This is a genomic window from Paenibacillus protaetiae, from assembly GCF_004135365.1.
Taxonomy (GTDB): domain Bacteria; phylum Bacillota; class Bacilli; order Paenibacillales; family Paenibacillaceae; genus Paenibacillus_AP; species Paenibacillus_AP protaetiae.
In genome coordinates this window covers 1440981-1465073 of the sequence record NZ_CP035492.1, presented here as the reverse complement: position 1 = coordinate 1465073, position 24093 = coordinate 1440981, and the positions used below count along the sequence as shown (strand labels likewise).

The window sequence follows — 24093 nt, the reverse complement described above, 5'->3', positions numbered from 1 at the left end:
CGGCTACTGCCATTCATGCAGCCGCGTCTGAAGCGCATCGTACGTTTTTTGCATAGCAGCGTATTCTTGATCCGTTAGCTGCTTGCTCGCTTCTTGCGCTAATGTCTGTTCGACTGGAAGAATGCGGTATTGGAAAAAGTCGCCTTCGCGGTACCGGTAAACCCATGTCGGAATCGCTTCAATATCGTCCAGCTGGATGGAACCGTCTTCCCTGTTTTGTTTGACGGTCAACCGGAATATCGCTCCATAGTCTTTGGTATCGCCCCGCTGATTGGAAAGAAAATTGCCCATCGAATAAAGGATAAGTCCTTCGCGGGGTTTGCCGTCCTCTGTTGCGGTCTGCACCACTTCATAAGGCTGCAGCACATGCGAATGTGAACCTGCCACAATATCTGCACCTTCCGCAATTAACGAGCGCGCAAGCCTCTTTTGTTCCTCATTAGGCTCCGTTTCATACTCGACTCCAAAATGCAAGGCTACCACTACAAAATCAGCGCCTGCTTTCCTTATCGTTTGAATATCCTGTTTCATCTTAGCTTCGTTAATATAGGAAGCAAGGTAGCTCCGGCCGGATGTAATCTGATGGCCGTTCGTCCCATAGGTGTACGCGAGCAGTCCCATCTTGATGCCGTTTTGCTCGACAATAACGGCTTGGTCCGATTCTTCCTGGCTCGCTGCCGCCCCTTTGGTTGCAAAGCCGTAGTGCTTGATTTGCTCGACCGTGTTCAGCAGCCCTTGCTCGCCTTGATCGAGCATATGGTTGTTGGCGAAAGTAAGTACGTTAAAGCCGCTGTGCTGAAGCGCTTCCAACAGTTCGTCCGGCGCGTTGAAATTCGGGTAGCCGTTGTAGCCGTATTGTTTGCCCGCTACCGGCGTTTCCAAATTGGCCAGCACCCAGTCCCCTTGCCCTAAAATCGGCTTAACCTGTTCGAAATAAGGATCAAAATTATATCGCTTTTGCTTTCGGTCATAAGCGCCCGGAAGCTCCGGCGTATGCATCATAACGTCCCCGACCGCCATCCATACGGCAGTACGGTATTCAGGTTCCGATCTGGGGGTTGGAACGGGGGATGCAGGATTGGGAGAGGCCGAGGAGCCTGGCAGCCCTGACGGGCTGCTGCCGGCCGTCTGAGCGCTGTCAGACGATGCCTGAGGACTTCCAGCTGCAGGCGGGGATGAATGATGCGAACCGTTAAGAGCGGCCGGTTCCGTAAATATCCGGTCCCAGCCGGCGGACCAGCCTATGAAGACGAGTCCTGCTAACGAGAACACCAGGAGCCATAGGTTAAGCACCCGGTGTTTTCTGCGCTTTCGTCGTTGCCTCATCAAGCATCAAATCCTTTTCTTTTTATAGAAACAGGGAGGACGCTCTTTCCAGCTCGTCGCGGCTCCACCATTCCCACGGCTGGCCATGCGGGATGGACGTAAAGGTGAGCTGTTCCTTCGTTACAGGATGGGGGACGGTCACGGAAGTTGACCATAACGCAATGTCCGGCACGCCGGAAACCGGAGCCGTGCCATATTTGCGGTCACCAACAAGCGGGCATCCGATGTGCGCCATTTGCGCTCGGATCTGATGCGGCCGGCCGGTATGAAGCTTGACGGAAACCAGGGAATAACTCCCGTTTGAAGCAATAACCGTATAGTCAAGCACGGCATCTTTGGCTTCCGGTGCGGCGTAATCAAATACAGTCACCTGGTTGCGGCTTTTATCCTTCCGGATATAATGCTTCAACTGGCCTTTCGCAGCGGCAGGCTTGCCCTGCACGATACAGATATAGGTTTTGCCAAAGGTACGGCTGCGGACCGCTTCCGATAGGCGGGAAGCGGCTTTGGACGTTTTGGCGAAAATCATCGCCCCGCCGACAGGCCGGTCCAAACGATGGACCAGACCTAAAAAGACGTTGCCGGGTTTGCCGTACCGCTCTTTCAAATCCAGCTTCAGCAGCGTCAGCATATCGGGATCGCCGGATTCGTCCTCTTGCGAAGGAACGCCTGGCGGCTTTACGACTGCAAGCAGGTGGTTGTCCTCAAACAAGATCGGGATAGCCGGCGTTAAGCTTTTGCCGTCCTTCATTACTTAGACTCCCATCGTCCCAAAATGCCGCATGGCAGGTTAAGGCCGGAAGCGGTTATCGGCAGCCCGATTTCGCCGCAGTTAATCATGCCGCCGTATTTGCCGTGCATCGTCATATGAAGCAGATTATGCAGCACGGACGGCGACAGGCCTGTCGTATAGGAATTGATCAGCAGGAACAATGGATTGTCCGACAAGATCGTTGTGCAAAATTCGAGGAACGGATACAAGTTTTCTTCCAGCTTCCATGTTTCGCCTTTTGGACCGCGGCCATAGGATGGCGGATCCATAATTATGGCGTCATACTGCCGTCCGCGGCGCTGCTCGCGTTGTACAAATTTAAACACGTCATCCGTAATATAACGGATCGGATGATCCTTCAGGCCGGACAGCTCGGCGTTTTCTTTCGCCCACTGCACCATGCCTTTGGCGGCGTCGACGTGAACAACTTCAGCGCCTGCAGCAGCTGCGGCTATCGTTGCGCCGCCGGAATAAGCAAACAGGTTAAGCACCCGAATAGGCCGGCCGGCGGATTTGATTTTATCCATCATCCAGCTCCAGTTAACGGCCTGCTCGGGAAACAATCCGGTATGCTTAAAGTTGGTCGGGTGAATATGAAACGACAGATCGCCGTATGAAATCGTCCATCGCTCAGGGAGATTTTTTTTGAATTCCCATTGGCCGCCGCCGGAGGAGCTGCGGTGATAGTGCCCGTCCGCCTGCTTCCACAAGCCGCTTTCGTTCGCAATGGGCCAAATAATTTGAGGATCGGGCCTGCGCAAAATATAACTGCCCCACCGCTCAAGTTTCTCGCCGCCGCCTGTATCTATGACCTCGTAGTCGGTCCATTTGTCTGCTAAGTACATGTTATAATAATCCTTCCTCGTTGTTCGCATGGTATTATAATAAAGTCAACGATTATTATAACGAAGCAAATCTAATGAATCAAACACTGGCGGCGCAGAAATTGGTGCGTTTTCAAAAATAGCCGCCGGAAAAGAGACGCGGCCAAACCTGTATTGGCTAAAAAAAACGTTTTTTCCGCGTCACTTCAGCTGCCAATGGTTACCGGCTGTCGGTACGGATGGCATTCAGCATTTTGTCAATGGATTGCTTGCGTTTGCTTTCGTCCATCGTATTCAACAGCTCAATAATTTGCTGTGTCTCAGGCGCCACTTCCGCCGCTGATTTGCGGGAATCTCCTTCAATAATGTAATCAATGGATACATTAAAAAAAGAAGACAGCTTAATCAGCGTCTCGTAAACAGGCTGGCGGTTGTTGATTTCGTAATGGCTGTATGCGGATCGGGTAATGCCAATGGCTCGCGCTACCGCATCCTGAGACAAATTCCGACTGACTCGAAGCAACTTGAGGCGATCTCCCATCGTCATTCGTTCTACTCCTCACGTTATGGCCATTTAAACATAGCAATACCTATTACTATTAGTAATTTATGATACATTTTGTATCAGTGTCAAGCTTATTTTAAGAAAATAAAGGAAATGAGGCGATTTTTTAATGATTTTGACCTTTCAATGCGATTGCGGTAACCGGACGGCTTTTTTTGCTACTGGCGACAAGGATGTGCAGGGGAGAGAGTTTATTGAACCGGAAGACGATGAGCGGGTGACATATGCCATTGGCGAAACGGGCGTTATGCTTCAATGCGGATTTTGCAAGCAAAAATACCGCTTGGAGAAAGCGGCTTCATTAGGGGATTGAAAAGAGGGGGTAATCAAGGTATGATAGTGCTTGCAGGTTGTTCGTACAACTTGTAGGAACGGACAAAGATATCTTCTTTATTTGTTCGTACAAGTTAAAGCGATAAGCCTACCTTGTTATTTATTTCGTTTATCCAAACGGGTTATTCAAGGAGGAAGCACTTATGCTGCAAGTAAAACCCTACACGTTTTGGTTCGTAACCGGCAGTCAGCACTTGTACGGACCGGAGACGCTGGAAGAGGTTGCTGATCACTCCCGGGCGATCGTTCATGCATTTAACGAGGACCGTACGTTTCCGTATGCTCTTGAATGTAAGCCGGTGGCGACAACGCCGGAAGAGATTTACCGATTATGTGTCGAAGCCAAAGCGGACAGCAGCTGTGCGGGCATTATCGCCTGGATGCACACGTTCTCTCCGGCAAAAATGTGGATTGCAGGCTTGGCGGAGCTTCGCAAGCCGCTGCTGCATCTGCATACGCAATTTAACCGGGATATCCCGTGGGACACGATTGATATGGATTTTATGAATACGAATCAATCCGCGCATGGCGACCGCGAATTTGGCCATATTTTCGCGCGGCTTGGCTTGGAACGGAAAGTCGTGACCGGCCACTGGCAGGATGGGGAGACGCGCGGGCGGATAGCCGGCTGGATGGCATCGGCTGCTGCACAGATGGAAAGCCGATGCCTGAAAGTGGCGCGATTTGGCGATAATATGCGGGAAGTTGCCGTTACCGAAGGCGACAAGGTCGAAGCGCAAATTAAGTTCGGCTGGTCGATTAGCGGCTACGGTATCGGTGATTTGGCTGAACGAGTAAACGCTGTCTCCGACGCACAAGTGAAAGCGCTGCTGGAACAATACTTAACGGTCTACGACATTGCGCAGGCAACGCGCGAGAATGAAGTTTCGTGGGCGTCGATTGGCTATCAGGCGCGAATCGAGCTTGGCTTGAAGTCATTTTTGGAAGAGGGCGGTTTCACCGCCTTCACGACAACATTTGAGGATTTGTATGGCATGAAGCAGCTTCCAGGCCTTGCAGTACAGCGCCTGATGGAACAAGGCTACGGCTTTGGAGGCGAAGGCGACTGGAAGACAGCGGCTCTAACCCGGGTCGTGAAGCTCATTGCCGGCAATCAAGGAACGTCCTTTATGGAGGACTACACTTATCATCTCGAAAAAGGCAATGAAATGGTGTTGGGCGCGCACATGCTGGAAGTATGCCCGACGATTGCGGACAGCCGTCCGCGTGTCGAAGTGCACCCGCTTGGCATTGGAGGCAAAGCAGATCCGGCGCGCCTTGTGTTTGACGGCCGAACAGGGGCGGCGGTTGTCGCCTCACTTATTAATCTGGGCAGCCGCTTCCGGCTTATTATTAACGAGGTGGACGCGTTGAAGCCGGAACAAGCGATGCCGAAGCTCCCGGTCGCGCGTGTGCTCTGGAAACCGCAGCCGTCCTTGCGGGAATCGGCGGAAAGCTGGATTTATGCCGGCGGGGCGCATCACACCGTATTCTCATATACAGCGACAACCGAACAGTTGCTGGACTGGGCGGCAGCCGCCGGGATTGAAACCGTTGTTATTGACAAACAAACAACGGTGCGCGGGCTGCGCAATGAGCTGCGCTGGAACGATATTTATTACCGGTCGTAACAGGCGGGTATCGCCAGGCTACTAAGATAAGCTGCGTCTTTCCCGTTAACTCTGGGGGTTAACGGGAAAGACGCGGCTTTTTTTGTGCGCGCATAGCTTAAACGGCTGATTCGGTGCGAATAAGCTGTCTTGATAAACAAATGAAAGCCGGATAAGCTGCACGGTAGAGCACCGGCGCCATGCAAGTAATGTTCGTGTTAATAAAGTTGACATGAAAAAAGATTGTCTATTACAATATTAAAAACAGGATCAGCAAGCAAGCGGCATAACCGCATGAAAGACTAGAGAGAAAGGCGGGAGACGGAGATGCGCATAGCGGCGTTAAAACATTTTTCTTTTGACGATGAATCGGTGGTCGAACGGTGGGCAAAGCGCAACGGATTTACGATGGCTGTCATGGAGCCGAATAACGGAGGAGTGTTTCCGCACCAGGACAACTTCGATATGCTTGTTATATTTGGCGGACCGATGAGCGTATATGAAGAAGAAAGCCATCCTTGGCTGCGCGAGGAGAAGGCGTTTCTCCGCGAAGCGATCCATAGCGGCAAGCATATACTCGGCATCTGCCTTGGCGCGCAATTGATTGCAGAAGTGCTAGGCGCTAAAGTAACGCGCAACCGGGTGAAGGAAATCGGCTGGCATACGGTTTATCGAACGGCTTCTAAACATCCGCTTTTTGCCGGTATGCCAACTTCCTTCCCCAGCTTTCATTGGCATGGGGATGTGTTTGAGCTTCCGGACGGGGCGGAGCTGCTTGCGTATTCCGAAGCGACGCCGCATCAGGCGTTTGCTTACGGCGACCGCGTACTGGCGCTGCAATTCCATCTGGAAACGTCGTACAGCTGTATGGAGACGATGGTGGACCGCTGGGCGGAGGAGCTGTGCGAAGCGCCTTACATCCAATCCGCCGGGGCTATTCGCGGCCAGCATATCCAAAGCGGGCGGTCCGAGCTGCTGCTGCATCATTTGCTGGATCGCGTAGCCCAGCCGGCGCTGCTTATATAAGCTTTATAGAAATCTATGCAATCCGCCCATTACAAACAAAGCAGGTTCTGCCCCTGGGCAGAACCTGCTTTGTTTTGTTTATGACATTTGCTGAAGCTGGACGTTGTGCTGGCGCTTCCGCCGTACAGCAGCCAGTGTAATGATATAGATTACAACAAACAGCACCATGGATAATGAGCTGAACCGGTACATCATGCCGTAGCTGGTGGCGGAGGCGATGACGCCAAGCAGCATTGAGCCGATAGCTACGCCAAAATCCAGCGCATTGTAATACAAACCGTTGGCCGTGCCATGCTCATGCGGCTGCGAGATTTGCAGCATCCACGCCTGCAGCGTCGGCTGAATAGCGCCATATCCAATGCCATAAAATAAACCGGACAAGATCAGAAGCGGCAGCGACGACGTGTAAGAGATGAGAATAAGCCCGATAAAGCTGAACACTGCGCCGGGTACAATAACGGCGATATGCCCCTTGGAGTCGAACAGGCGGCCCGAAATAGGCCGGACAATAAAGGCGGCTAATGCGTTAAACAAGAAAAACAACGCAATGCTGCCGATATGTTTTTCCTTGCCGTACAGTGCCAGAAAGCTTAGCAGCCCGCCGTACGTAAGCGATAGAAGCACATTAAGCGCACATGGCAGCAACAGCTTCTTATTAAACGGGCTTTTTGGTTTAGGAGCGGCGCCGGGCGATGATGGTGCAGTTCGCACTGAAGCGGCGTTTGCCGCCGGCAGCTTGCGCCGGCCCGCTGCGATATGGGCAAGCGGCATCGAAATGATGCCTGCAGCCGTTCCCATCGCGGCGAGTGTTCCAAAACCAAAGCCGTCCAGAACGGAAAGGCCGATGATCGGGCCAACCGACATGGCCAGTGTCGTGGACATTCCGAAGTAGCCGATGCCTTCGCCCATCCGGTTCCCCGGGATGATTTTGGCTACAATGGTCGGCATAATCGTGCTGGCCATACCAAAGCCGATGCCAAACAGGACGCGCAGCACGAGCAGCACTGCAACTGAACTTGCAAACGGGTATATCGCCGTTGCGACAGAGGCAAGGGCAAGGCCGGTAAACATCATCGGCAGGTTGCGTTTATGGTTCCGCATCAGAGAAGCGGTAACAAAGCGGGAGATGATGGCTGCAAAAGCAAATACGCTGATGACGAGGCTGACGGTAAAGTCGCTTGGATTAAATTTGTCTTTTACATAAGTCGGAAATGGGGATAATAACATTTGCAAACATAAAAAAAGCAGCAAATAGCTGACGGTGAGCGCTATAAACGATTTGGTCCAAAGTTTGGCTGAAGCAGGTTGCTCTAGTTGTTCTTCCACTATTCGATCTCTCCTCTTAATTTCTCTGTTAAACGGTCGACGTTGCGGTCAATTTGGCGGATCCAGTCCAAAAGCTGCTCGTATTGCTCGGCAGACAGCCCTTCCGATGCATCTTCGACCATTTGCATTTCAATGGGGGCTATAGTGCGAATCACTTGTTTGCCGGCTTCGGTCGCATAAATTTGGAAGGAACGCTTATCTTGTTCGCCGGGTGTGCGGTAAATGTAGCCTTTGCCTTCCAGCAGATCCAATATCCGTGTCGTTGTTGGCTTGTCCTTGCCTGCGCGTTCGCCGATTTCTTTCTGGATCATGCCTTCCCGTTCGCTGATCCGGTATAACACGCTCCATTGCTCCGGCGTCATATCCAGGCTTTTGATCTGCAGCTGAAGCAGATTGGACAATTTACGATAAGTGATGCCAAGCAAATAGCCGATTGAAGTATCCAATGACGTGCATTTCATCCTGAATCTCTCCCGCATCCTAATTAGTTGTCATAACAACTATAAGGACATCGAAATGATTTGTCAAGCCGCCATGATCAGTCGGAGAGAGAATATTGGTTCTCTTTGCATATAAAAAAAGCTCCGCGTCAGCGCGCGGAGCTTGTAGAAGCTGTTAGCCTTTAATTTCGAGAAGCTTGTACGAAATGATGCCGACGGGCGCTTCAACATCAATTCTGCTGCCGACAGTTTTGCCGATAAGCGCTTTGCCAAGCGGACTTTCATAAGAGATCCGGTTGTTGTTAACATCCGCTTCCGCAGGTCCAACCAGCTTGTACTCCAGCGTTTCATCGAACTCGACATCATGCAGAATGACGGTGGAACCTACAAATACTTTCGATGTATCCAAGCTGCGGGAATCAATAACACGCGCTTTGCGCAGCATTTTTTCGATCGTAGCGATACGCGTTTCCATAAAGGCCTGCTCTTCTTTGGCGGAGTGGTATTCGCTGTTTTCTTTCAGGTCGCCGTAGCTGATCGCGACTTTGATCCGTTCCGCAAGCTCTCTGCGCTTGACGACTTTAAGCTCCTCCAGCTCCTGTTCGAGCTTTTCGATGCCTTCTTTGGTTAAAATAACTTCTTCTTGTGACATGTATGACAACTCCTTTATCTTTATCCTACACCAAATGAAGCCGTTTCGCGAGAACAATAGCTTGTAATATTTTATGGTACACGTACAGCGCCTATGCCTATACATCGGTTTGTATGCATTTTAAAACATTTTTGAACCGGTTATTCAGCCGGAAACCGATTGCTTAACAAGCGAAGCATCTTTTACAATGGCAATATCGCTATTTTTGTACATAGAGGACGTGACCAGACGGTGGAACAATATGCAACAATCGGCTTGCTTGCCCATGTTGACGCAGGGAAAACAACATTTGCCGAGCAGCTTCTTTATCATACCGGAAGTATACGCAGCCGCGGAAGAGTGGATCACCGGGACGCTTATTTGGACAGCCACGAGCTGGAAAAGGCGCGCGGCATTACGATATTTGCCGATCAAGCGGTCATGAAGCTTGGGCATATTGTACTTGATTTGATTGATACGCCCGGGCATGTCGATTTTTCGGCGGAGATGGAGCGGGCAGTCCAAGTGATGGATTATGCAGTGGTGATTATAAGCGCGGTGGAAGGCGTGGAAGGCCATACGGAAACCGTGTGGCGGCTGCTTGAGAAACACCGGATTCCAACCTTGTGCTTTATTAATAAAATGGATCGCAGCGGGGCCGATGCGGAAGCGGTGCTGGACCATATCCGGCAACATTTGTCGCCGGACGTCCTATTGCTGGATGCCGGTATGAGCGGAGGCATTCCGGAACATGCGGCAGAGTTTGCAGCCGAGCGGGATGAAGAGCTGCTGGAGTCGTACCTGGAAGGAGAAGCAGCCGGGGAGCAGGTGCTGGCCGCTATGCAGAAGCTTGTAGCCGAGCGCCGGCTTATTCCGGCCGTTTGCGGATCGGCGCTGCTCGATCAAGGGATTGATGTTTTTCTTGAGTGTTTGTCTTTATTGATGGCACCCGATTATGACCGGCACAAACCGTTTGCTGCAAAAGTATACAAAATCCGCCACGATCAGCAAGGGGTGCGCCTCACTTACATGAAGCTGACGCAAGGAGGGCTGAGCGTCCGCGATGAACTTGCTTACACGGATGCCTCCGGTGAGGCCAAACAGGAGAAAATTACATCGATCCGTAGCTGCAGCGGACCCAAATGGATAGCTTCGGACCGGGTATATGCCGGGCAGCTGGCAGTTGTCACCGGCTTGTCTTCGGCAGAGGCCGGGGACGGGCTGGGTGAGCAGAAGGAGCGCGCCCGCTATGAACTGGCGCCTGCGTTAAAGTCAAAAGTGCTGCTGGAGCCGTCTATGCCTGCCCGTGAGGCGCTCCGCTTTTTCCGGCAGCTGGATGCAGAAGATCCTTCGCTTGGCGTCGTTTGGGATGAAGCGCTGCAAGAAATTCAAGTCCATGTGATGGGCACGATCCAGCTGGAAGTGCTGGAGCATCTTATTGCGGAACGCTTTCAGATGAACGTTTCCTTCGGCCCGCCGGAAATTTTATATAAAGAAACGATAACCGGCACAACGATCGGCTACGGTCATTTCGAGCCGTTAGGCCATTTTGCCGAGGTGCATCTGCAAATCGATCCGGCCCCCCGGAACAGCGGCGTAACGTTCATCAACCACTGTCACCCGGATGATTTAGCAGGAGGGTTTCAGCATGTCATCGGCCAGTATATGACAGAGAAAGAGCATCGCGGATTGCTTGCCGGCTCGCCGGTAACAGATGTGACGATAACGCTCCTCACCGGCCGCTCGCACAACAAGCATACGTCCGGCGGCGATTTTCGCGAGGCCGCGCTGCGGGCGTTCCGCCAAGGTTTGGAGAAAACAAGCAGTATGCTGCTGGAGCCGTATTATGCGTTTAAGCTGACGGTCGGCATTGATCAGATCGGCCGGGCCATGTCAGACATCCAGCAGGCGCACGGCACCTTTGATCCGCCGGAAATGTATGGCGATACCGCCGTTATGTCCGGCGCAGCGCCGGTCGCCACTTTTATGAATTATGCAGCGGAGCTCGCATCCTATACGAAAGGCAAAGGGGCATTATCGCTGAAGCTGGCCGGATACCGTCCATGCCACCAGGCGGAACGGATTATTGCAGATAGGCAATACGATAAGGACGCCGACCCGGAATATACGTCATCTTCGATATTTTGCGCCAAAGGCAAAGGCTTCAGCATCCCGTGGACAGATGTTGAATCGTATTTAAGCATCAAAATCAAATAAGCACCGTCAAACTCCGATCGCGCTGCGGGTTCATCCGCTGCCGGCCGGCGTTTTTTTTGATGCGGATTTCTCGTGAAGATGAACAATGAATGCCGGCTTCGTTAGGCGCAATGACGAATATTGCCTTCTGCTCTTTCCGCTATGGAGCGTTCAAGTTACAATCAGCATTATATATGTTAAGTATTCTGACATGAATGTGGTGGCAAGAAAGGAAGGATAGCTATGAGCCTGGAAGCTTTACATGAACGGGTGCAAATGGAGCTTGCCTGCCTCGCATACGGCGGTGCCGGCTGGGTCATGCCGCATGCGCACTCCGAAGGACATGTTTATGATGTTGTAATTGTTGGCGGCGGGCAAAGCGGGCTTGGCATTGCATTTGGGCTGATGAAGGAACGGGTTGCCAACATTCTGGTCATTGACGAGAATAAAGCCGGCCTGGAGGGGCCGTGGGAAACCTACGCCCGGATGCGGACGCTGCGGACGCCTAAACATTTGACGTCCATCGACCTTGGCGTGCCGTCGCTGACATTTCGCGCATGGTGGGAAGCGCAGCATGGACCGGAGGGCTGGGAAGCGCTTGATAAAATTCCGCGCAAGGAATGGATGAGCTACTTGCGCTGGTACCGGGACGAGTTAAAGCTGCCGGTGCGGAACGAAGTGAAGCTGACGCTGATCGAACCGGTCCAAGATGGCGTCTACAGGCTGTCCATTGAAGGAGCGGGAGCGCCCTCTTCCAGGCTGCTGGCCCGTAAAGTGGTGCTGGCAACCGGTATACAAGGCGGCGGAGAATGGCATGTGCCTTCGTTCATAGCGGATCATTTGTCGCCCCGCTGGTATGCCCATACGTCCGGGATGGTCGATTTTGAACCGCTGAAAGGCAAGCGGATTGCGATACTGGGCGGCGGGGCGTCCGCTTTTGATAATGCCCATTTTGCGCTGGCGGAAGGGGCGGAAGAAGCGCATGTATTTGTCCGCCGCAAAGAAATGCCGCGCATTAACCCGATCCGGCAAATGGAGACATCCGGCATGATCGAACGTTACTACAGCTTGCCTGACGAAGATAAATACAGCGTGATGGCGCATTTCTTCAAAAATAATCAGCCGCCGACGAATGATACATTTAACCAGGCGTCTGCCTGGCCCGGATTTCACCTGCATCTTGATGCGCCGTGGCTGGAAGTCCGCGAGACGGCGGACGGACCGTCTGTCCGCACGCCACAAGGCTGGCATTCGTTTGATTATTTGCTTATCAGCACCGGCTTATTAACGGACCCGGCTTTGCGTCCGGAGCTAAAGCTGCTGGAGAAACACATTGCCCGATGGGGAGACCGGACCGGCCTGCCGCATGACCCGGCTGCTAGTCCTGTTCTCGACGCCCATCCGTATTTATCGCCCGGTTTTGCGTTTACAGGCCGAAGCGAAGAAGGAAGCAGGCTGCTGCACGGCTTGTTTGCCTTTAATTATTCCGCGCTTATTAGCTGCGGCATTTCCGCATCTGCTCTGTCAGGCATTCGGTTTGCAGTGCCCAAAATCGTATCCGCCATCGCCGATCAGCTGTTTTTGGATGATAAGGAAATGATTTTGCGACGATTCTTTGAATATGACGAGCAGGAGTTTACCGGCCATTGGCCGGCAGATTCCAAAGCGAATATAACATCGGGTTAAAGTTTATTAAAGCTTGGCCTCGGGGAAGGATTATAGCTTAGCGGCAAGAATGTATAGGGGGAGGTTAGCTGAAAGGGGAATAAACGATGCCAATTGACGTATATTTTAATTTTAACGGGAATGCGCGTGAAGCAATCGCTTTTTACGCGGATGCATTTGAGGCGGAAGCGCCGGCTATTATACGATTTGGCGATTCTCCGCCAAACCCGGATCATCCGTTGCCGGAAGAAGCAAAGGATCTCGTTATGCACGCCAATATGAAAATATTGGGCAGCACGGTCATGTTTTCCGACGTTTTCCCTGGAATGGCTTTTACCGTTGGCAGTAACATCACCTTGTCGATTTCCACCAACGATGAAGAGCAGCTGAAGCGTATTTTTCATAAGCTGAAAGTTGGCGGGGAAGTTAATATGGAGCTTCAGGAAACGTTCTGGAGCAAGCTGTACGGACAAGTGACCGACCCTTACGGCGTATTATGGCAGCTTAATCTTGGCGAAGCCTAACTTTGACGCCATTTCATTACATGCAAGTCAACAAAAGCCGCCCGGCATTGTAACGCCGGGCGGCTTTTTATGTAAATACATAAAATATAAAATATGTCAATGTGATAATTTATAGGAAAATATATGAAGAAAATGAATTGTGAGGTTAATTTGTTCGGTGTTAAAATCTCTCTCGAAAGCTGGCGCAAAGCCACTAAAAAATGAGGGGGTATTTATTTTGAAAAGAAGTTTGAGAGCGGTTACATTAGTGCTGATTATGCTGCTTGTTGCTTCAGCTCTGGCTGCATGCGGCGGTAAAAGCGGAAGCGGGGGCGGCGTTCAAGTCGGGATCGTGCTGCCGACCAAGGATGAACCGAGATGGGTGCAGGATGAGCAGCGGTTTAAAGATGCTTTGAAGGATACGAAATATTCCACGGAAATTTTGTTCAGCCAAGGCTCCTCCGCTAAGGAGCAAGAAAACGTAGAATCGCTGATTGCGAAAAAAGTTAAAGTGCTGATCATTTGCCCACAAGACGGTGATGCAGCAGCGGCAGCGGTTGAAAAAGCGAAAGCAGCCGGCATCAAGGTTATTTCGTACGACCGTCTGATTACGAAAACGGATGCAGTCGACTACTATGTTACATTTGACAGCAAGTCTGTAGGCGCTGCACAAGCCCAATATTTGGTTGACCATGTAAAAGGCAGCGGAGAGCCGCTTTACCTGTATGCCGGAGCTGCATCCGACAACAATGCCTTCTTGTTCTTCCAAGGGGCATGGGAAGTGCTGCAGCCGAAAATCGCTGACGGCACATTTAAAATCGCCAACTCCAGCGAAGCGGAAGCTTTGAAGGATAAAAAAGATTTAAGCCGCGATGAGCAAAGCAAAATTATTAGCCAGGTTACGACAAACTGGGATGCCAACGAAGCGAAAAACAAAGCACAAACGCATTTGACAGCAGCGGCTGCCGACATGAAAGGCGACGTGGCGATTTTGGCGCCAAACGACGGTACTGCTCGTTCCATTGCCGACGTATTTGCGGCTGATTCCGCCATCAAAAGCTATGTTGTAACCGGCCAGGACGCTGAGAAAGCTTCCGTGCAATACATTATCGACGGCAAGCAATCGATGACCGTATTTAAAGATGTACGCACGCTTGTTAAAGACGCTATGGGCATGGCGGTTACGCTGCTTGACGGAGGCACGCCTGAAGCAACGGGTTCCTACGACAACGGTAAAATCCAGGTGCCAGCGAAGCAAACGCCTGTTATCGTCGTAGACAAAGACAAGGTGCAAAAAGAGCTGATTGACTCCGGTTATTACCAAGCCGGCGACTTCACAGGGTTATCTTCGTAACCCCATATTGATTGGACGGAATAGTGGTAGATGGTTGTGATCTATCACTATTCCTCTTTTCCGCTGCCTGTGATTTTTTCAGTTGAAGGGTGCTGAAGCAGAATGAGTTCTTATCTTTTAGAGATGAATCATATTTCAAAACAATTTGCCGGCGTCAAAGCGTTGGCCGATGTGAATTTCAAGGTGAAGCAAGGTGAAATCCACTGCCTGATCGGCGAGAACGGCGCCGGCAAATCGACGCTGATGAAAGTGTTGAGCGGCGTATATCCATACGGCACTTACGCCGGAGACATCGTATTCGACGGGCAGGTGCAGCATTTTGCCAAAATAAACGACAGCGTGAAAGCCGGAATCGCCATCATCTACCAGGAGCTTGCTTTATTCCCCGATTTGACCGTCTATGAAAATATTTTTGCCGGCAATGAAGTGAAAAAAAATGGAATGGTGGATTGGAACCAGACGATTGCCCGTGCCAAGCAGCTGCTGAGAAAAGTGAAGCTGGACGTTAATCCGGATACGCTGGTGAAAGATTTGGGCGTAGGCAAACGGCAGCTTATTGAAATCGCCAAAGCGTTAAGCAAAAATGTTAAGCTGCTTATTCTCGATGAGCCAACGGCTGCGCTAAACGAAAATGACAGCGACAATCTGCTGCTGCTGTTAAAGGATCTGAAGCGGCAAGGGATCACCTGCATCATGATTTCCCACAAATTAAAAGAAGTAATTTCCATCGCTGACAAGGCTACGGTGCTTCGCGACGGACGGACCATCGTTACGCTGGACGCAGCCAAAAACGAAATTTCGGAAAACGTCATTATTAAAAATATGGTTGGCCGCGAGATTGACGACATCTACCCTAAGCGAGAACAAAAGAAATTTGGCGAGCCTTTGCTGGAAGTCCGCAATTGGTCCGCATTTGACCCGCAAATAGGGAGGGATGTTGTCAAAGATGCCAGCTTATATGTCCGGGAAGGCGAAATTGTTGGTATAGCCGGATTAATGGGCTCCGGGCGAACCGAACTTGCGCTGAGCCTGTTCGGCAATCCGAAAGGCTACAGGGTGCAGGGGGAGGTGTGGTTCAACAAGCAGAAGCGGTCATTCCGCCATCCGAAAGATGCCATACAGGCAGGCATCGCTTATGTGACGGAGGACCGCAAAGGCGACGGGTTGTTTTTGCTGCAGGACATTAAGCAGAACATATCGGTTGCCAATCTGCGCTCGTTATCTTCGCAAGGAGTCATTAACGAAAATGAAGAAGTGAAAATTTCAAATTTCTACAAGCAGTCTTTAAATATTAAAGCGCCCTCCATCGAGCAATTGGTCGGCAATTTGAGCGGCGGAAATCAGCAGAAGGTGTCGCTGGGCAAATGGCTGTTTGTCAATCCGAAGCTGCTCATTCTGGATGAGCCTACACGCGGGATTGATGTAGGGGCGAAATTTGAGATTTACACGATTATGAACAAGCTGATTGGCGAAGGCATGAGCATCATTATGATTTCGTCCGAGCTGAATGAAGTGCTTGGCATGAGCGACCGCATCTATGTGATGGCAGAAGGCCGGATGAAGGGCGAGATGGCAATTAGCGAGGCAAATCAGGAAAACATTATGAAGCTTGCTACGCAATAGGGGAAGACATGTGAAATTTTTAGGCGAAGCGAAGTCAGTACTTAAAGTGAATATTCGTGATTACGGCATGTATATCGCATTATTTGTCATCATGCTCATTTTTACGATACTAACGGACGGGTTGTTTATTTCCTCTCAAAATATTAGCAATTTGCTGGATTCGACAGGGTATATTGCCGTTCTGGCTGTTGGCATGACCCTTGTTATTGTCATCCGGCATATCGACTTAAGCGTAGGCTACGGTGCCGGCTTTATGGGGGCAATCGCTGCGATCTTCTTGACTAAGCTTGGCGTCCCTGTCTATATTACAATTCCGGTTATTTTAGTATTTGGCATTATTATCGGGCTGTTTAACGGCCTTTTAGTTGCGCAGATCGGCATTCCGTCATTCGTCGCTTCGCTTGCCGGCATGCTTATTTTCCGCGGGGCATTGCTGAATGTAACGGAAAGCACAGGAACCATTATTATTAAAAATGATCATTTTAATGCCATCGGCAACGGTTTTATCCCGCCGATTGCGACGATAGGCGGCTTGCATCTGCTGTCGCTCATCATTGGTGCGGTGGTTATTTTTTTCTATATTTACAGCGAGTTTTCAAAGCGAAGAAACAAAATGAAATACAATTTTGACGTTATATCCAAAAGCATGTTTGCGGTTAAGCTTGTTTTTATATCCGCCATTATTGCTTATATTACGTACATTTTATCCGGATATAACGGATTTTCCTGGACGGTCATCATTATGCTTGCCGTCGTAATCATTTATCATTTTTGGACGAATTCGACGGTGCTTGGCCGGCATATTTATGCAGTCGGCAGCAATCCCGAAGCGGCAAACTTAAGCGGAATCAGCGTCAAAAAAATTACGTATATTGTGTTCGGATCAATGGGGCTGCTGTCCGCTTTGTCCGGCATATTGTTTACAGCACGCCTGCAATCGGCTACGACAACGGCCGGCACGCTGTTTGAGCTGGATGCGATTGCAGCTGCTTACGTGGGCGGCGTATCCGCTGCCGGCGGCGTCGGCAAAGTGACCGGGTCCATCATTGGCGCCATCGTAATGGCTTCGTTGTCCAACGGCATGAACTTGCTTGGCGTCGGCATCTCGTATCAGTACATGATACGCGGGGCTGTATTGGCGGTAGCGGTTATATTTGACGTCGTAACCCGGATGAAACGTTCTTGACAGGAAGAAGCGGTCTCATTGTCCCGTTCAGGGCGGCCTAGTGCTAGGCCGTCTTTATTTTTTATATTTAACGGAAGTATTTCCCATAATAAGGGCAGCTGTTACTGGATGAGAGGGGGAAGCTGCGGATGCGGGAAGCGTTGGTGTCGGATATCACCAAAACAATAGGCAGGAAGCGGCTGTATCACTTTACAAGAGTAAGCAACTTGCCGGCTATTGCTGAAAGGGACGGTTTATTGTCCAGTTATGAGGCATATCCTCATCATCCGGGCATCCGGAGGACCTCTCCCTTCACTGTCATGCTGGACGGCAAGCCCGCCACGCTTAATGCGCATTTGCCTATTCCAGACAGCATGATGGAAGAAGGGACTACGCTTGCAGCTTTTCGTGCATATTTGGACCGCCATGTGTTTTTGTGGCCGACGGCTGAAGCGTGCAAAAAAATGCTGGACATGTACAGCCGCAGAGAAAAAGGCGAGAAGTTTGCCATCTTGGAACTGGATGCCTACCCGCTGCTTGCGGATCATTATGATGCGGTTAAATTATCCAAATACGATTCGGGAAGTTCACCGCGTTATCCCCATCATTGCAAATATCGGAAAAGCACGAATATGTTTGTGCCGATTGATCAATTTAAAGCTTTTCGCAGCGGTCCGGTGCCGGTAAACGTATCTGAAATAAAAGAAATATTGATAGAGCGCCAGATCCGGGGGCTGTCCAGCTATTTGCAGGCTGTTTATACGGAACAGGCGGAAGATGTACCTTCACGCTGGAGGAAACTGGCCAAACCGTTAACCGGTTTCGCCGCCAGGCGGCAATAAAAAAACAGCCCCCAGAAAGGGGCTGTTTTCCGGAAGCCAGGCGGTTATTTAATTAAGCCTAACGTTTGCATCAGTTTGCCGAACACTTCGGTATTATCGTAGATGCCGGAGAACAGCTCGGCGTTTTTGCCCATTGCCGTAACAGGAATGTCGATAGCGGTATGCTCATTTGTTGTCCAGTCAATCACAAACTTCTGATCAGACCCCGCAATTGAGAACGGTCCGTCTTCTTTGGACATGCCGTCGCCGGATTCGTCTTTATCGTTCACCTCTTCAATCGAAAGACCGCCGGTTTCATGATCGGCGAGCACAAGCACAAGCGTATCCGGATGCGTTCGTGCAAATTCTTTAGCGATCGAAACGGATTTATCCAGCTCTTGTCCGGATTTGATCAGCTTCTCACCATTGTTTTGGTGGCCAAATTCATCCGTGCCTTCTTCTTCAACCATCAGGAAGAAACCTTGTTCGTTTTTGGAGAGTGTTTCAAGCGCTTTTTGAGTCATGGTCGGCAAAGACACGACAGGGTTGTAAATGTCGCCTTGCCCTTCCGGTTTTTGCTGGAACATTTCCTCGTTGGCAAACAAGCCAAGCAGCTTCGTTCCATCTGCTTTTTTCAAGTCAGCTTCGTTTGATACATAGCTATAGCCAAGCTCGTTTGCTTTGCTGATCAAATTGCCTTGTGTGCCTTTGCTTTTTTCTGAAGGATCTTCGGAAGGCTCGTCCTTAAATTTGCCCGGGTTTCCTGCAGGATACCAATAATCTTCGCCGCCGCCCAGAATGACGTCGATTTTGCTTTGCGTGATCATTTGCAGGGCGATATCGCTTTGCTTCGAACGGTCTTCCACATGCGCGCCGAATGCGGCGCCGGTAGCGTCGGTTACTTGGCTGGTCGTTACGACACCAGTAGATTTGCCGGCTTCTTTGGCGTATTCCATAATCGTTTTAACGTTTTTTTTGTTGGCATCTACACCAACGGCGCCATTATACGTTTTTACGCCGCTGGCATAAGCCGTTGCTGAAGCGGCGGAGTCTGTCACCGGAGTCGTCGAATTCGTGTGAATCAAGCCGACATAAGGCATATCATCCATAGCAAGCTTGCCGTTTTCCCCAACTGTAGCAAGGCGGATTGCGTTGCGTGCCGCCAGCCCCATACCATCCCCGACAAATAAAATAACGTTTTTCGTTTGCCATGAAGCGGCATGTGCACGATTAGGCAGCTGAGCGTTAACAATTCCTGTTACCAATACAGCAGCGGCAACTGATCCGGCGGCTGCCATTTTCCATTTGCTTTTTTTCATCAATTTCATATGAACCCTCCTAAACTCGTAATAGGCTTCTTTTTTTATGTTAGTAAAATTAAGTAAAGAGAATGTTTTCGTAATATCTAGTTTTTGTTAATAAATTACATAAATAGGATAGTAGACCTAGTTAAATAATCCCTTCATCTGCAGATTTGGACAATTACAGAAGGGGATCTCCGGAAGCGGCATGCCTCATTTTTACGAACATTGATCGAGAATTGACGAAACAATCTTTATAATTATCAGAAAATTCTACAAATTATTTATGAAGCATCTATTAAACTAGTAACTAGCATCCAACAAATGGAAAGGGTTCTGCTGGCTGCGAACATGAAGCTCCGGTATCGGATCAGGAAGGAGGGCAGATGAAGTCGTATCCGGCATAAGGGATGCGGGATTATGTCGTTTAGTCATTGGGGTATGAAGTCGGAGAATAGGGAGGAAGCTCATGGAATCGAATCAATATCGCAAAAAATGGCTGGCTGTGCTGTCGTCTGCCATATTGTTATTTTCGCTGGCAGCACCGGTAGCAGGAGCCGCTGCGGCAGATAAACCTGCTGCGCATGCATCCAGCACAAAACTGAAACCAAAAGCTTTTCCGAAGCAGGCGCTTGCTTTGCCATTACAAGTGCAGGCAAAAAGCAACAGCGGCCTGGTAGCGCAATCGGGACATGTACCGTCGGATTCGCCGGTCAGCAGAGCGGAAGCCATTGCAGGAACCGCGAATGCCGAAGCTGTAGAGCCGCAAAATTTTGTGCCGGAATCGGACAGCACGAAAAAAATAACGGTTATTGTCGAATTGCAATCAGCTCCACTTGCCGTACATAGCAAGCAGGCTGGGAAGGGGCTGCTCAAGGCGGATGCCAATTATGCTTCGAAGCTGGTTAAGGAGCAGACCGCATTTGCGAATGGCGCCAAAACGCTAAAAGCTAAGCTAGGCTCCCAATATTCTCAAGCTTTTAACGGTTATTCGGTTGAAATCGCCGCTAATCAAATCGACAGCCTGCTGAAATTGCCGGGCGTTAAGGCGATTTATCCGAACCAGACGGTTCACGCTTCTCCGATTGACAGCATTACGCCTAATATGGATGAAAGCGCGCCGTACATCGGTTCAACCTCGCTTTGGGATACCGGCTTTAACGGCGAAGGCATTAAAGTAGGCGTTATTGATACCGGCGTCGACTACCTGCATCCAAGCTTAAAGGATGCCTACAAAGGCGGTTATGACGCGGTAGACGAAGATGATGATCCTTATGAAACGCCGCCGGATCCGAATGACCCGGAAGCCGCTACTGCTCACGGCACACACGTATCGGGCACGATTGTCGGCCGGGGAGATCCGACGGTTGAGAACAATCCGACCGGTTGGGTAAAAGGCGTCGCCTACGGCGCAGATTTGTACGTTTACCGTGTGCTTGGACCGGGTGGAACAGGATCCACCGAAGATGTACTGGAAGGAATCGATAAAGCGGTCGGGCAAGGCATGGACATTATTAACCTGTCCCTCGGCGACAGCTTTAATAATGAAGGCAGCGCAGAATCCGTAGCGATCAACAATGCTGCGCTGGCCGGCGTAGTCCCGGTTATTGCCAACGGCAATGACGGACCCGGCGATTATACAGCCGGCAGCCCGGCTACCGCCCAGCTGGCTATATCGGTAGGCGCATCCTATCCGCCGCTTAATGTTCCGGCGATTACAAGCGCTGATATCAGCAGCCCGATGTACGGCAGCATTATGGCCTATTCACCCGATCTTGGCAGCCTTGCAGATACATCCGTCGAGATTGTAAACGCGGGGCTTGGAACAGCAGATGACTTTAAGAACATTGATGTAACCGGCAAAGTAGCATTAATTTCACGGGGCGACATTTCGTTTGTGGAAAAATCGTTAAATGCCCAAAATGCAGGCGCGATTGCAGCCATTATCTATAACAATGCAAAAGGCAATTTTGGCGGAACGCTTGGCGCTCCGGGCGATTATATTCCAACTTTAAGCATTTCGCAGGAAAACGGCCAGCTGCTCGTAAATGCGATTGGCGATCAGCCGTCTTATACGATTCATCTTGGCATTGAGATGGTAGAGGACTTGATTGCCGATTTCAGCTCGAGGGGCCCTGCGCTTCCTTCCCTCGCCGTTAAGCCGGATATTGCAGCTCCCGGCGTTGGCATTCGTTCTTCCGTTCCGGCTTACGGAAAACAATATCCGGATGCCGATTATACGGATGCATATGCCGATATGGAAGGCACAAGCATGGCTTCGCCGCATATTGCCGGCGCAGCGGCTTTGCTGCTTGAGAAATACCCTGATTTAACGCCGGAGCAAATCAAAGGCTTGCTCATGAACAATGCGGTTGAGCTTACTTCCGAGAAAGGTCAAGTATATACGCATATGGAACAGGGGGCCGGCCGGGTTGATCTCGCGCAATCCATCGAAGCAAAAGCGGTAGCGTTAGCGGAAGAATCAACCGCGAATGTGGAAAGCGGGCTGGATACGCCGTATTTGACCGGCAGTTTGTCATACGGGCAAACGGCGGCAGGAGCATCGCTTGCGAAAACGGTGAAGGTGGAAGATATTGTTGGCGAAGCTTCCAGCTATGAGATTGGTTTTGGCTGGACCGGAGCTTCGGCGGGAACCGTCAGCTTTGATGCCGGCTCGGTTGCAGTAAGCGCCGGCGGCAGCTCGGAGTTTTCGGTGACGCTGAATGTTGCCGATGATACGGCTGAAGGTTATTACGAAGGCAATGTGACATTGACGTCGGATTCCGGGCATGTGCTGCATTTGCCGCTTGCCGTTTATGTAGGGGAAGTAGAATTGCCGGGAGTTGTTTCCGGCGTTCGTCTCGACCCGATCATTTTCTCGCCGAACGGGGACGGTTTGCAGGATACGTCCGATGTGTACTTTGACATTAATGGCCAGAACGATTATTTCTCGCTTGATGTTCACGATTACTTTTATCCGAATCAGTATGACTATGGAACGATAACGGAAGAGAAGCAAGGTGTGCGCCCTGGCTCTTATTGGGTAGAGAATTGGGATTCCACCGTGCAATATCAGGCGAATAAGTTCCAGAAGCTTGGCGACTTTGGCGATAATATCTTTTTGGTCGTCCCATGGGTCATCCAAAATGGCGGGAATTTTACGCCGATCGAAGAGGAGATCACACCGTTTATTACGGATGTGACCGCGCCGGAATCTACGCTTAATCCGGACATTCAGGTTAACAACGGAGTAGGGGAGATTACAGGAACGATCGACGGCGACTTCTTGGTTGATGCTTTTGGAGATTATGAATCGATTGGCGTTGCGGCTGTATTTGGGAATGAACAGGTAGACGGCACGATTGATGACAATGGCCATTTCCAAATTGATGTGCCGATCCGGTTCGGCTCCAATTCGTTTGACATTTACGTATATGACGAAGCCCTTAACGGCGTTCTGGATCCGGCATATACCGTAAATTATGAGGAGACGACCAAGCCGGATGCAACCGTATCCGCCGTCGTGTCTGCGGACTCCGCACAGACGGGTGATGCATTCAGCGTAAGTGTAGATGTCAGCGGGGTTCAGGATCTGTATTCCGCACAATTCAGCTTGACGTACAATTCGGACCTTACAAGCGGTTCGGTTGAGGCAGGCACAGAGCTTGCCGGATACGAGGAGGCAAATAATCCGGGCGTATCGCTGATTACGAACGAAGCTAAAGCGGATGCCGGAGGCGGGAAAACCCGTTCGGATTATATTTTATCGCTAGCCGGCGATTTTGACGGCTACAGCAATGATGGCAGCACTTCGCTGGCAACGTACCATTTTTCAGCGGAGGATGCGGGGACATACAACTTTGACTTGTCCAACATCCGGCTGCTGGACAGCAACGGAGAGGATATTCCGCTTGGCGGAGCAAGCAGTGGCACGATCACCATTACTGAAACGCCAACCGCTCCGGACTACACGATCTCCGGCCAAATTACTGCCGAAGCGTTCGGCGATGGTATTGACTACAGCACAACCTGGTATGACGGCACTGACGGCACTCATAAGGTAACGGTTGAAGCGCTGGATCAGGACGGCAGCGTTGCAGGTGTAGGAAGAGTTGCTGCTGACGGAACGTATACGATTAGTGTTCCGGAAGGCACATACACCGTACGTGTTGTGGTTCCTGGCCATGTATCTGAAACCGATTCGGTGACGGTAAACGGCGACACAACCCATAACTTTGGCCCTCTCGTTGCCGGCGATGTGAACGGCGACGGCAAGGTTGACCTCGTTGACCTGCAGCTGACTGCCAAAGAATTCGGCAAAATAAAAGGTGCGGCATGGCCTTCGGCTAAAACCAGCGCAGCGGACATTAACCGCGACAATGAGGTTGATTTGCTGGACGTTTCCTTTATTTTGGACAATTTCGAGCTGTAACTTTTTGGAACCCTGAAGCTGCACCTGATAAAGTGAGGCAACAGCTTCAGGGCACCCTGAAGCTGCACCTGGTAAAGTGAGGCAGCAGCTTCAGGGTACCTTGAAGCTGCAACTAGATAAGCTAGGATGCAACTTCCGTGCTACAGACTAACTGTGGCTGGAAAGAGGATAGGCGAAAAG

19 protein-coding genes are annotated in these 24093 nt (G+C 50.7%); 11 read left to right on the top strand and 8 right to left on the bottom strand.

Annotated features, from left to right (window positions below; translation table 11 throughout):
• Window positions 1-3: 3 nt before the first annotated feature.
• From ET464_RS06505 to ET464_RS06490, 4 genes are all read right to left on the bottom strand, one after another.
• A complete protein-coding gene (locus ET464_RS06505; RefSeq protein ID WP_129439323.1) occupies window positions 4-1326 on the bottom strand; it encodes a CapA family protein in 1323 nt (440 codons plus the stop codon).
• Between the two features lie 22 nt (window positions 1327-1348).
• Window positions 1349-2077: an RluA family pseudouridine synthase gene (locus ET464_RS06500; RefSeq protein ID WP_129439321.1), complete on the bottom strand. Its 729-nt coding sequence runs from the start codon at window positions 2075-2077 to the stop codon at window positions 1349-1351.
• Window positions 2077-2943: a class I SAM-dependent methyltransferase gene (locus ET464_RS06495; protein ID WP_129439319.1), complete on the bottom strand. Its 867-nt coding sequence runs from the start codon at window positions 2941-2943 to the stop codon at window positions 2077-2079. The genes ET464_RS06500 and ET464_RS06495 overlap by 1 nt, the downstream gene beginning before the upstream one ends.
• A 199-nt stretch (window positions 2944-3142) precedes the next feature.
• Complete coding sequence (locus ET464_RS06490; protein ID WP_129439317.1) at window positions 3143-3469, bottom strand: helix-turn-helix domain-containing protein; 327 nt, start codon at window positions 3467-3469, stop codon at window positions 3143-3145.
• Between the two features lie 127 nt (window positions 3470-3596).
• Between ET464_RS06490 and ET464_RS06485 the strand changes: the two genes are divergently transcribed.
• The 3 genes from ET464_RS06485 (at window position 3597) to ET464_RS06475 (ending at window position 6456) form a co-directional block, all read left to right on the top strand.
• Window positions 3597-3800: a hypothetical protein gene (locus ET464_RS06485; RefSeq protein ID WP_129439315.1), complete on the top strand. Its 204-nt coding sequence runs from the start codon at window positions 3597-3599 to the stop codon at window positions 3798-3800.
• 163 nt (window positions 3801-3963) lie between these two features.
• On the top strand, window positions 3964-5451 hold the full coding sequence (gene araA / locus ET464_RS06480; protein ID WP_129439313.1) for an L-arabinose isomerase: 1488 nt from the start codon (window positions 3964-3966) through the stop codon (window positions 5449-5451).
• Between the two features lie 306 nt (window positions 5452-5757).
• Window positions 5758-6456, top strand: coding sequence for a type 1 glutamine amidotransferase (locus ET464_RS06475; protein ID WP_129439311.1), 699 nt, complete (start codon window positions 5758-5760; stop codon window positions 6454-6456).
• A gap of 78 nt (window positions 6457-6534) precedes the next feature.
• Here the strand turns inward: ET464_RS06475 and ET464_RS06470 are convergent, their stop codons facing one another.
• From ET464_RS06470 to greA, 3 genes are all read right to left on the bottom strand, one after another.
• Complete coding sequence (locus ET464_RS06470; RefSeq protein ID WP_244226700.1) at window positions 6535-7782, bottom strand: MFS transporter; 1248 nt, start codon at window positions 7780-7782, stop codon at window positions 6535-6537.
• The gene (locus ET464_RS06465; protein WP_208543903.1) at window positions 7782-8243 is read right to left on the bottom strand and encodes a MarR family winged helix-turn-helix transcriptional regulator; all 462 of its coding nucleotides are present in this window, start codon (window positions 8241-8243) and stop codon (window positions 7782-7784) included. The genes ET464_RS06470 and ET464_RS06465 overlap by 1 nt, the downstream gene beginning before the upstream one ends.
• Window positions 8244-8397: 154 nt before the next feature.
• Window positions 8398-8874 carry a transcription elongation factor GreA gene (gene greA, locus ET464_RS06460; RefSeq protein ID WP_129439307.1) on the bottom strand — a complete coding sequence of 159 codons (477 nt, stop codon included), beginning with the start codon at window positions 8872-8874 and terminating at the stop codon, window positions 8398-8400.
• 231 nt (window positions 8875-9105) lie between these two features.
• Here greA and ET464_RS06455 point away from each other — a divergent pair, with 231 nt between their 5' ends.
• The 7 genes from ET464_RS06455 to ET464_RS06425 all read left to right on the top strand — a co-directional run bounded on the left by ET464_RS06455 (window position 9106) and on the right by ET464_RS06425 (window position 18201).
• Window positions 9106-11070 (top strand): elongation factor G, encoded by a 1965-nt coding sequence (locus ET464_RS06455; protein ID WP_129444154.1) that lies wholly within the window; start codon window positions 9106-9108, stop codon window positions 11068-11070.
• Between the two features lie 222 nt (window positions 11071-11292).
• Window positions 11293-12735, top strand: a complete 1443-nt coding sequence (locus tag ET464_RS06450; RefSeq protein ID WP_129439305.1) for an FAD/NAD(P)-binding protein — start codon at window positions 11293-11295, stop codon at window positions 12733-12735.
• Between the two features lie 86 nt (window positions 12736-12821).
• Window positions 12822-13238, top strand: a complete 417-nt coding sequence (locus tag ET464_RS06445; RefSeq protein ID WP_129439303.1) for a VOC family protein — start codon at window positions 12822-12824, stop codon at window positions 13236-13238.
• A 256-nt stretch (window positions 13239-13494) separates the two neighbouring features.
• The gene (locus ET464_RS06440; protein ID WP_425271758.1) at window positions 13495-14571 is read left to right on the top strand and encodes a sugar ABC transporter substrate-binding protein; all 1077 of its coding nucleotides are present in this window, start codon (window positions 13495-13497) and stop codon (window positions 14569-14571) included.
• Window positions 14572-14673: 102 nt separating this feature from the next.
• Complete coding sequence (locus ET464_RS06435; RefSeq protein ID WP_129439299.1) at window positions 14674-16194, top strand: ATP-binding cassette domain-containing protein; 1521 nt, start codon at window positions 14674-14676, stop codon at window positions 16192-16194.
• A 10-nt stretch (window positions 16195-16204) separates the two neighbouring features.
• Window positions 16205-17380, top strand: a complete 1176-nt coding sequence (locus ET464_RS06430) for a sugar ABC transporter permease (protein ID WP_129439297.1) — start codon at window positions 16205-16207, stop codon at window positions 17378-17380.
• A 128-nt stretch (window positions 17381-17508) separates the two neighbouring features.
• Entirely contained in the window at window positions 17509-18201 is a 693-nt protein-coding gene (locus ET464_RS06425) for a DUF7002 family protein (RefSeq protein ID WP_129439295.1), read from the top strand.
• A gap of 44 nt (window positions 18202-18245) precedes the next feature.
• Here the strand turns inward: ET464_RS06425 and ET464_RS06420 are convergent, their stop codons facing one another.
• On the bottom strand, window positions 18246-19499 hold the full coding sequence (locus ET464_RS06420) for an alkaline phosphatase (protein ID WP_425271757.1): 1254 nt from the start codon (window positions 19497-19499) through the stop codon (window positions 18246-18248).
• Between the two features lie 451 nt (window positions 19500-19950).
• Between ET464_RS06420 and ET464_RS20555 the strand changes: the two genes are divergently transcribed.
• Window positions 19951-23913 (top strand): S8 family serine peptidase, encoded by a 3963-nt coding sequence (locus tag ET464_RS20555; protein WP_129439291.1) that lies wholly within the window; start codon window positions 19951-19953, stop codon window positions 23911-23913.
• Window positions 23914-24093 lie beyond the last annotated feature (180 nt).

Bases quoted from the DNA above. Each gene is read 5' to 3' on its own strand.
- ET464_RS06505 (WP_129439323.1), bottom strand. From the start codon at position 1,326: ATGAGGCAACGACGAAAGCGCAGAAAACACCGGGTGCTTAACCTATGG.
- ET464_RS06500 (WP_129439321.1), bottom strand. From the start codon at position 2,077: ATGAAGGACGGCAAAAGCTTAACGCCGGCTATCCCGATCTTGTTTGAG.
- ET464_RS06495 (WP_129439319.1), bottom strand. From the start codon at position 2,943: ATGTACTTAGCAGACAAATGGACCGACTACGAGGTCATAGATACAGGC.
- ET464_RS06490 (WP_129439317.1), bottom strand. From the start codon at position 3,469: ATGACGATGGGAGATCGCCTCAAGTTGCTTCGAGTCAGTCGGAATTTG.
- ET464_RS06485 (WP_129439315.1), top strand. From the start codon at position 3,597: ATGATTTTGACCTTTCAATGCGATTGCGGTAACCGGACGGCTTTTTTT.
- araA (WP_129439313.1), top strand. From the start codon at position 3,964: ATGCTGCAAGTAAAACCCTACACGTTTTGGTTCGTAACCGGCAGTCAG.
- ET464_RS06475 (WP_129439311.1), top strand. From the start codon at position 5,758: ATGCGCATAGCGGCGTTAAAACATTTTTCTTTTGACGATGAATCGGTG.
- ET464_RS06465 (WP_208543903.1), bottom strand. From the start codon at position 8,243: ATGAAATGCACGTCATTGGATACTTCAATCGGCTATTTGCTTGGCATC.
- greA (WP_129439307.1), bottom strand. From the start codon at position 8,874: ATGTCACAAGAAGAAGTTATTTTAACCAAAGAAGGCATCGAAAAGCTC.
- ET464_RS06450 (WP_129439305.1), top strand. From the start codon at position 11,293: ATGAGCCTGGAAGCTTTACATGAACGGGTGCAAATGGAGCTTGCCTGC.
- ET464_RS06445 (WP_129439303.1), top strand. From the start codon at position 12,822: ATGCCAATTGACGTATATTTTAATTTTAACGGGAATGCGCGTGAAGCA.
- ET464_RS06440 (WP_425271758.1), top strand. From the start codon at position 13,495: ATGCTGCTTGTTGCTTCAGCTCTGGCTGCATGCGGCGGTAAAAGCGGA.
- ET464_RS06435 (WP_129439299.1), top strand. From the start codon at position 14,674: ATGAGTTCTTATCTTTTAGAGATGAATCATATTTCAAAACAATTTGCC.
- ET464_RS06425 (WP_129439295.1), top strand. From the start codon at position 17,509: ATGCGGGAAGCGTTGGTGTCGGATATCACCAAAACAATAGGCAGGAAG.
- ET464_RS06420 (WP_425271757.1), bottom strand. From the start codon at position 19,499: ATGAAAAAAAGCAAATGGAAAATGGCAGCCGCCGGATCAGTTGCCGCT.
- ET464_RS20555 (WP_129439291.1), top strand. From the start codon at position 19,951: ATGGAATCGAATCAATATCGCAAAAAATGGCTGGCTGTGCTGTCGTCT.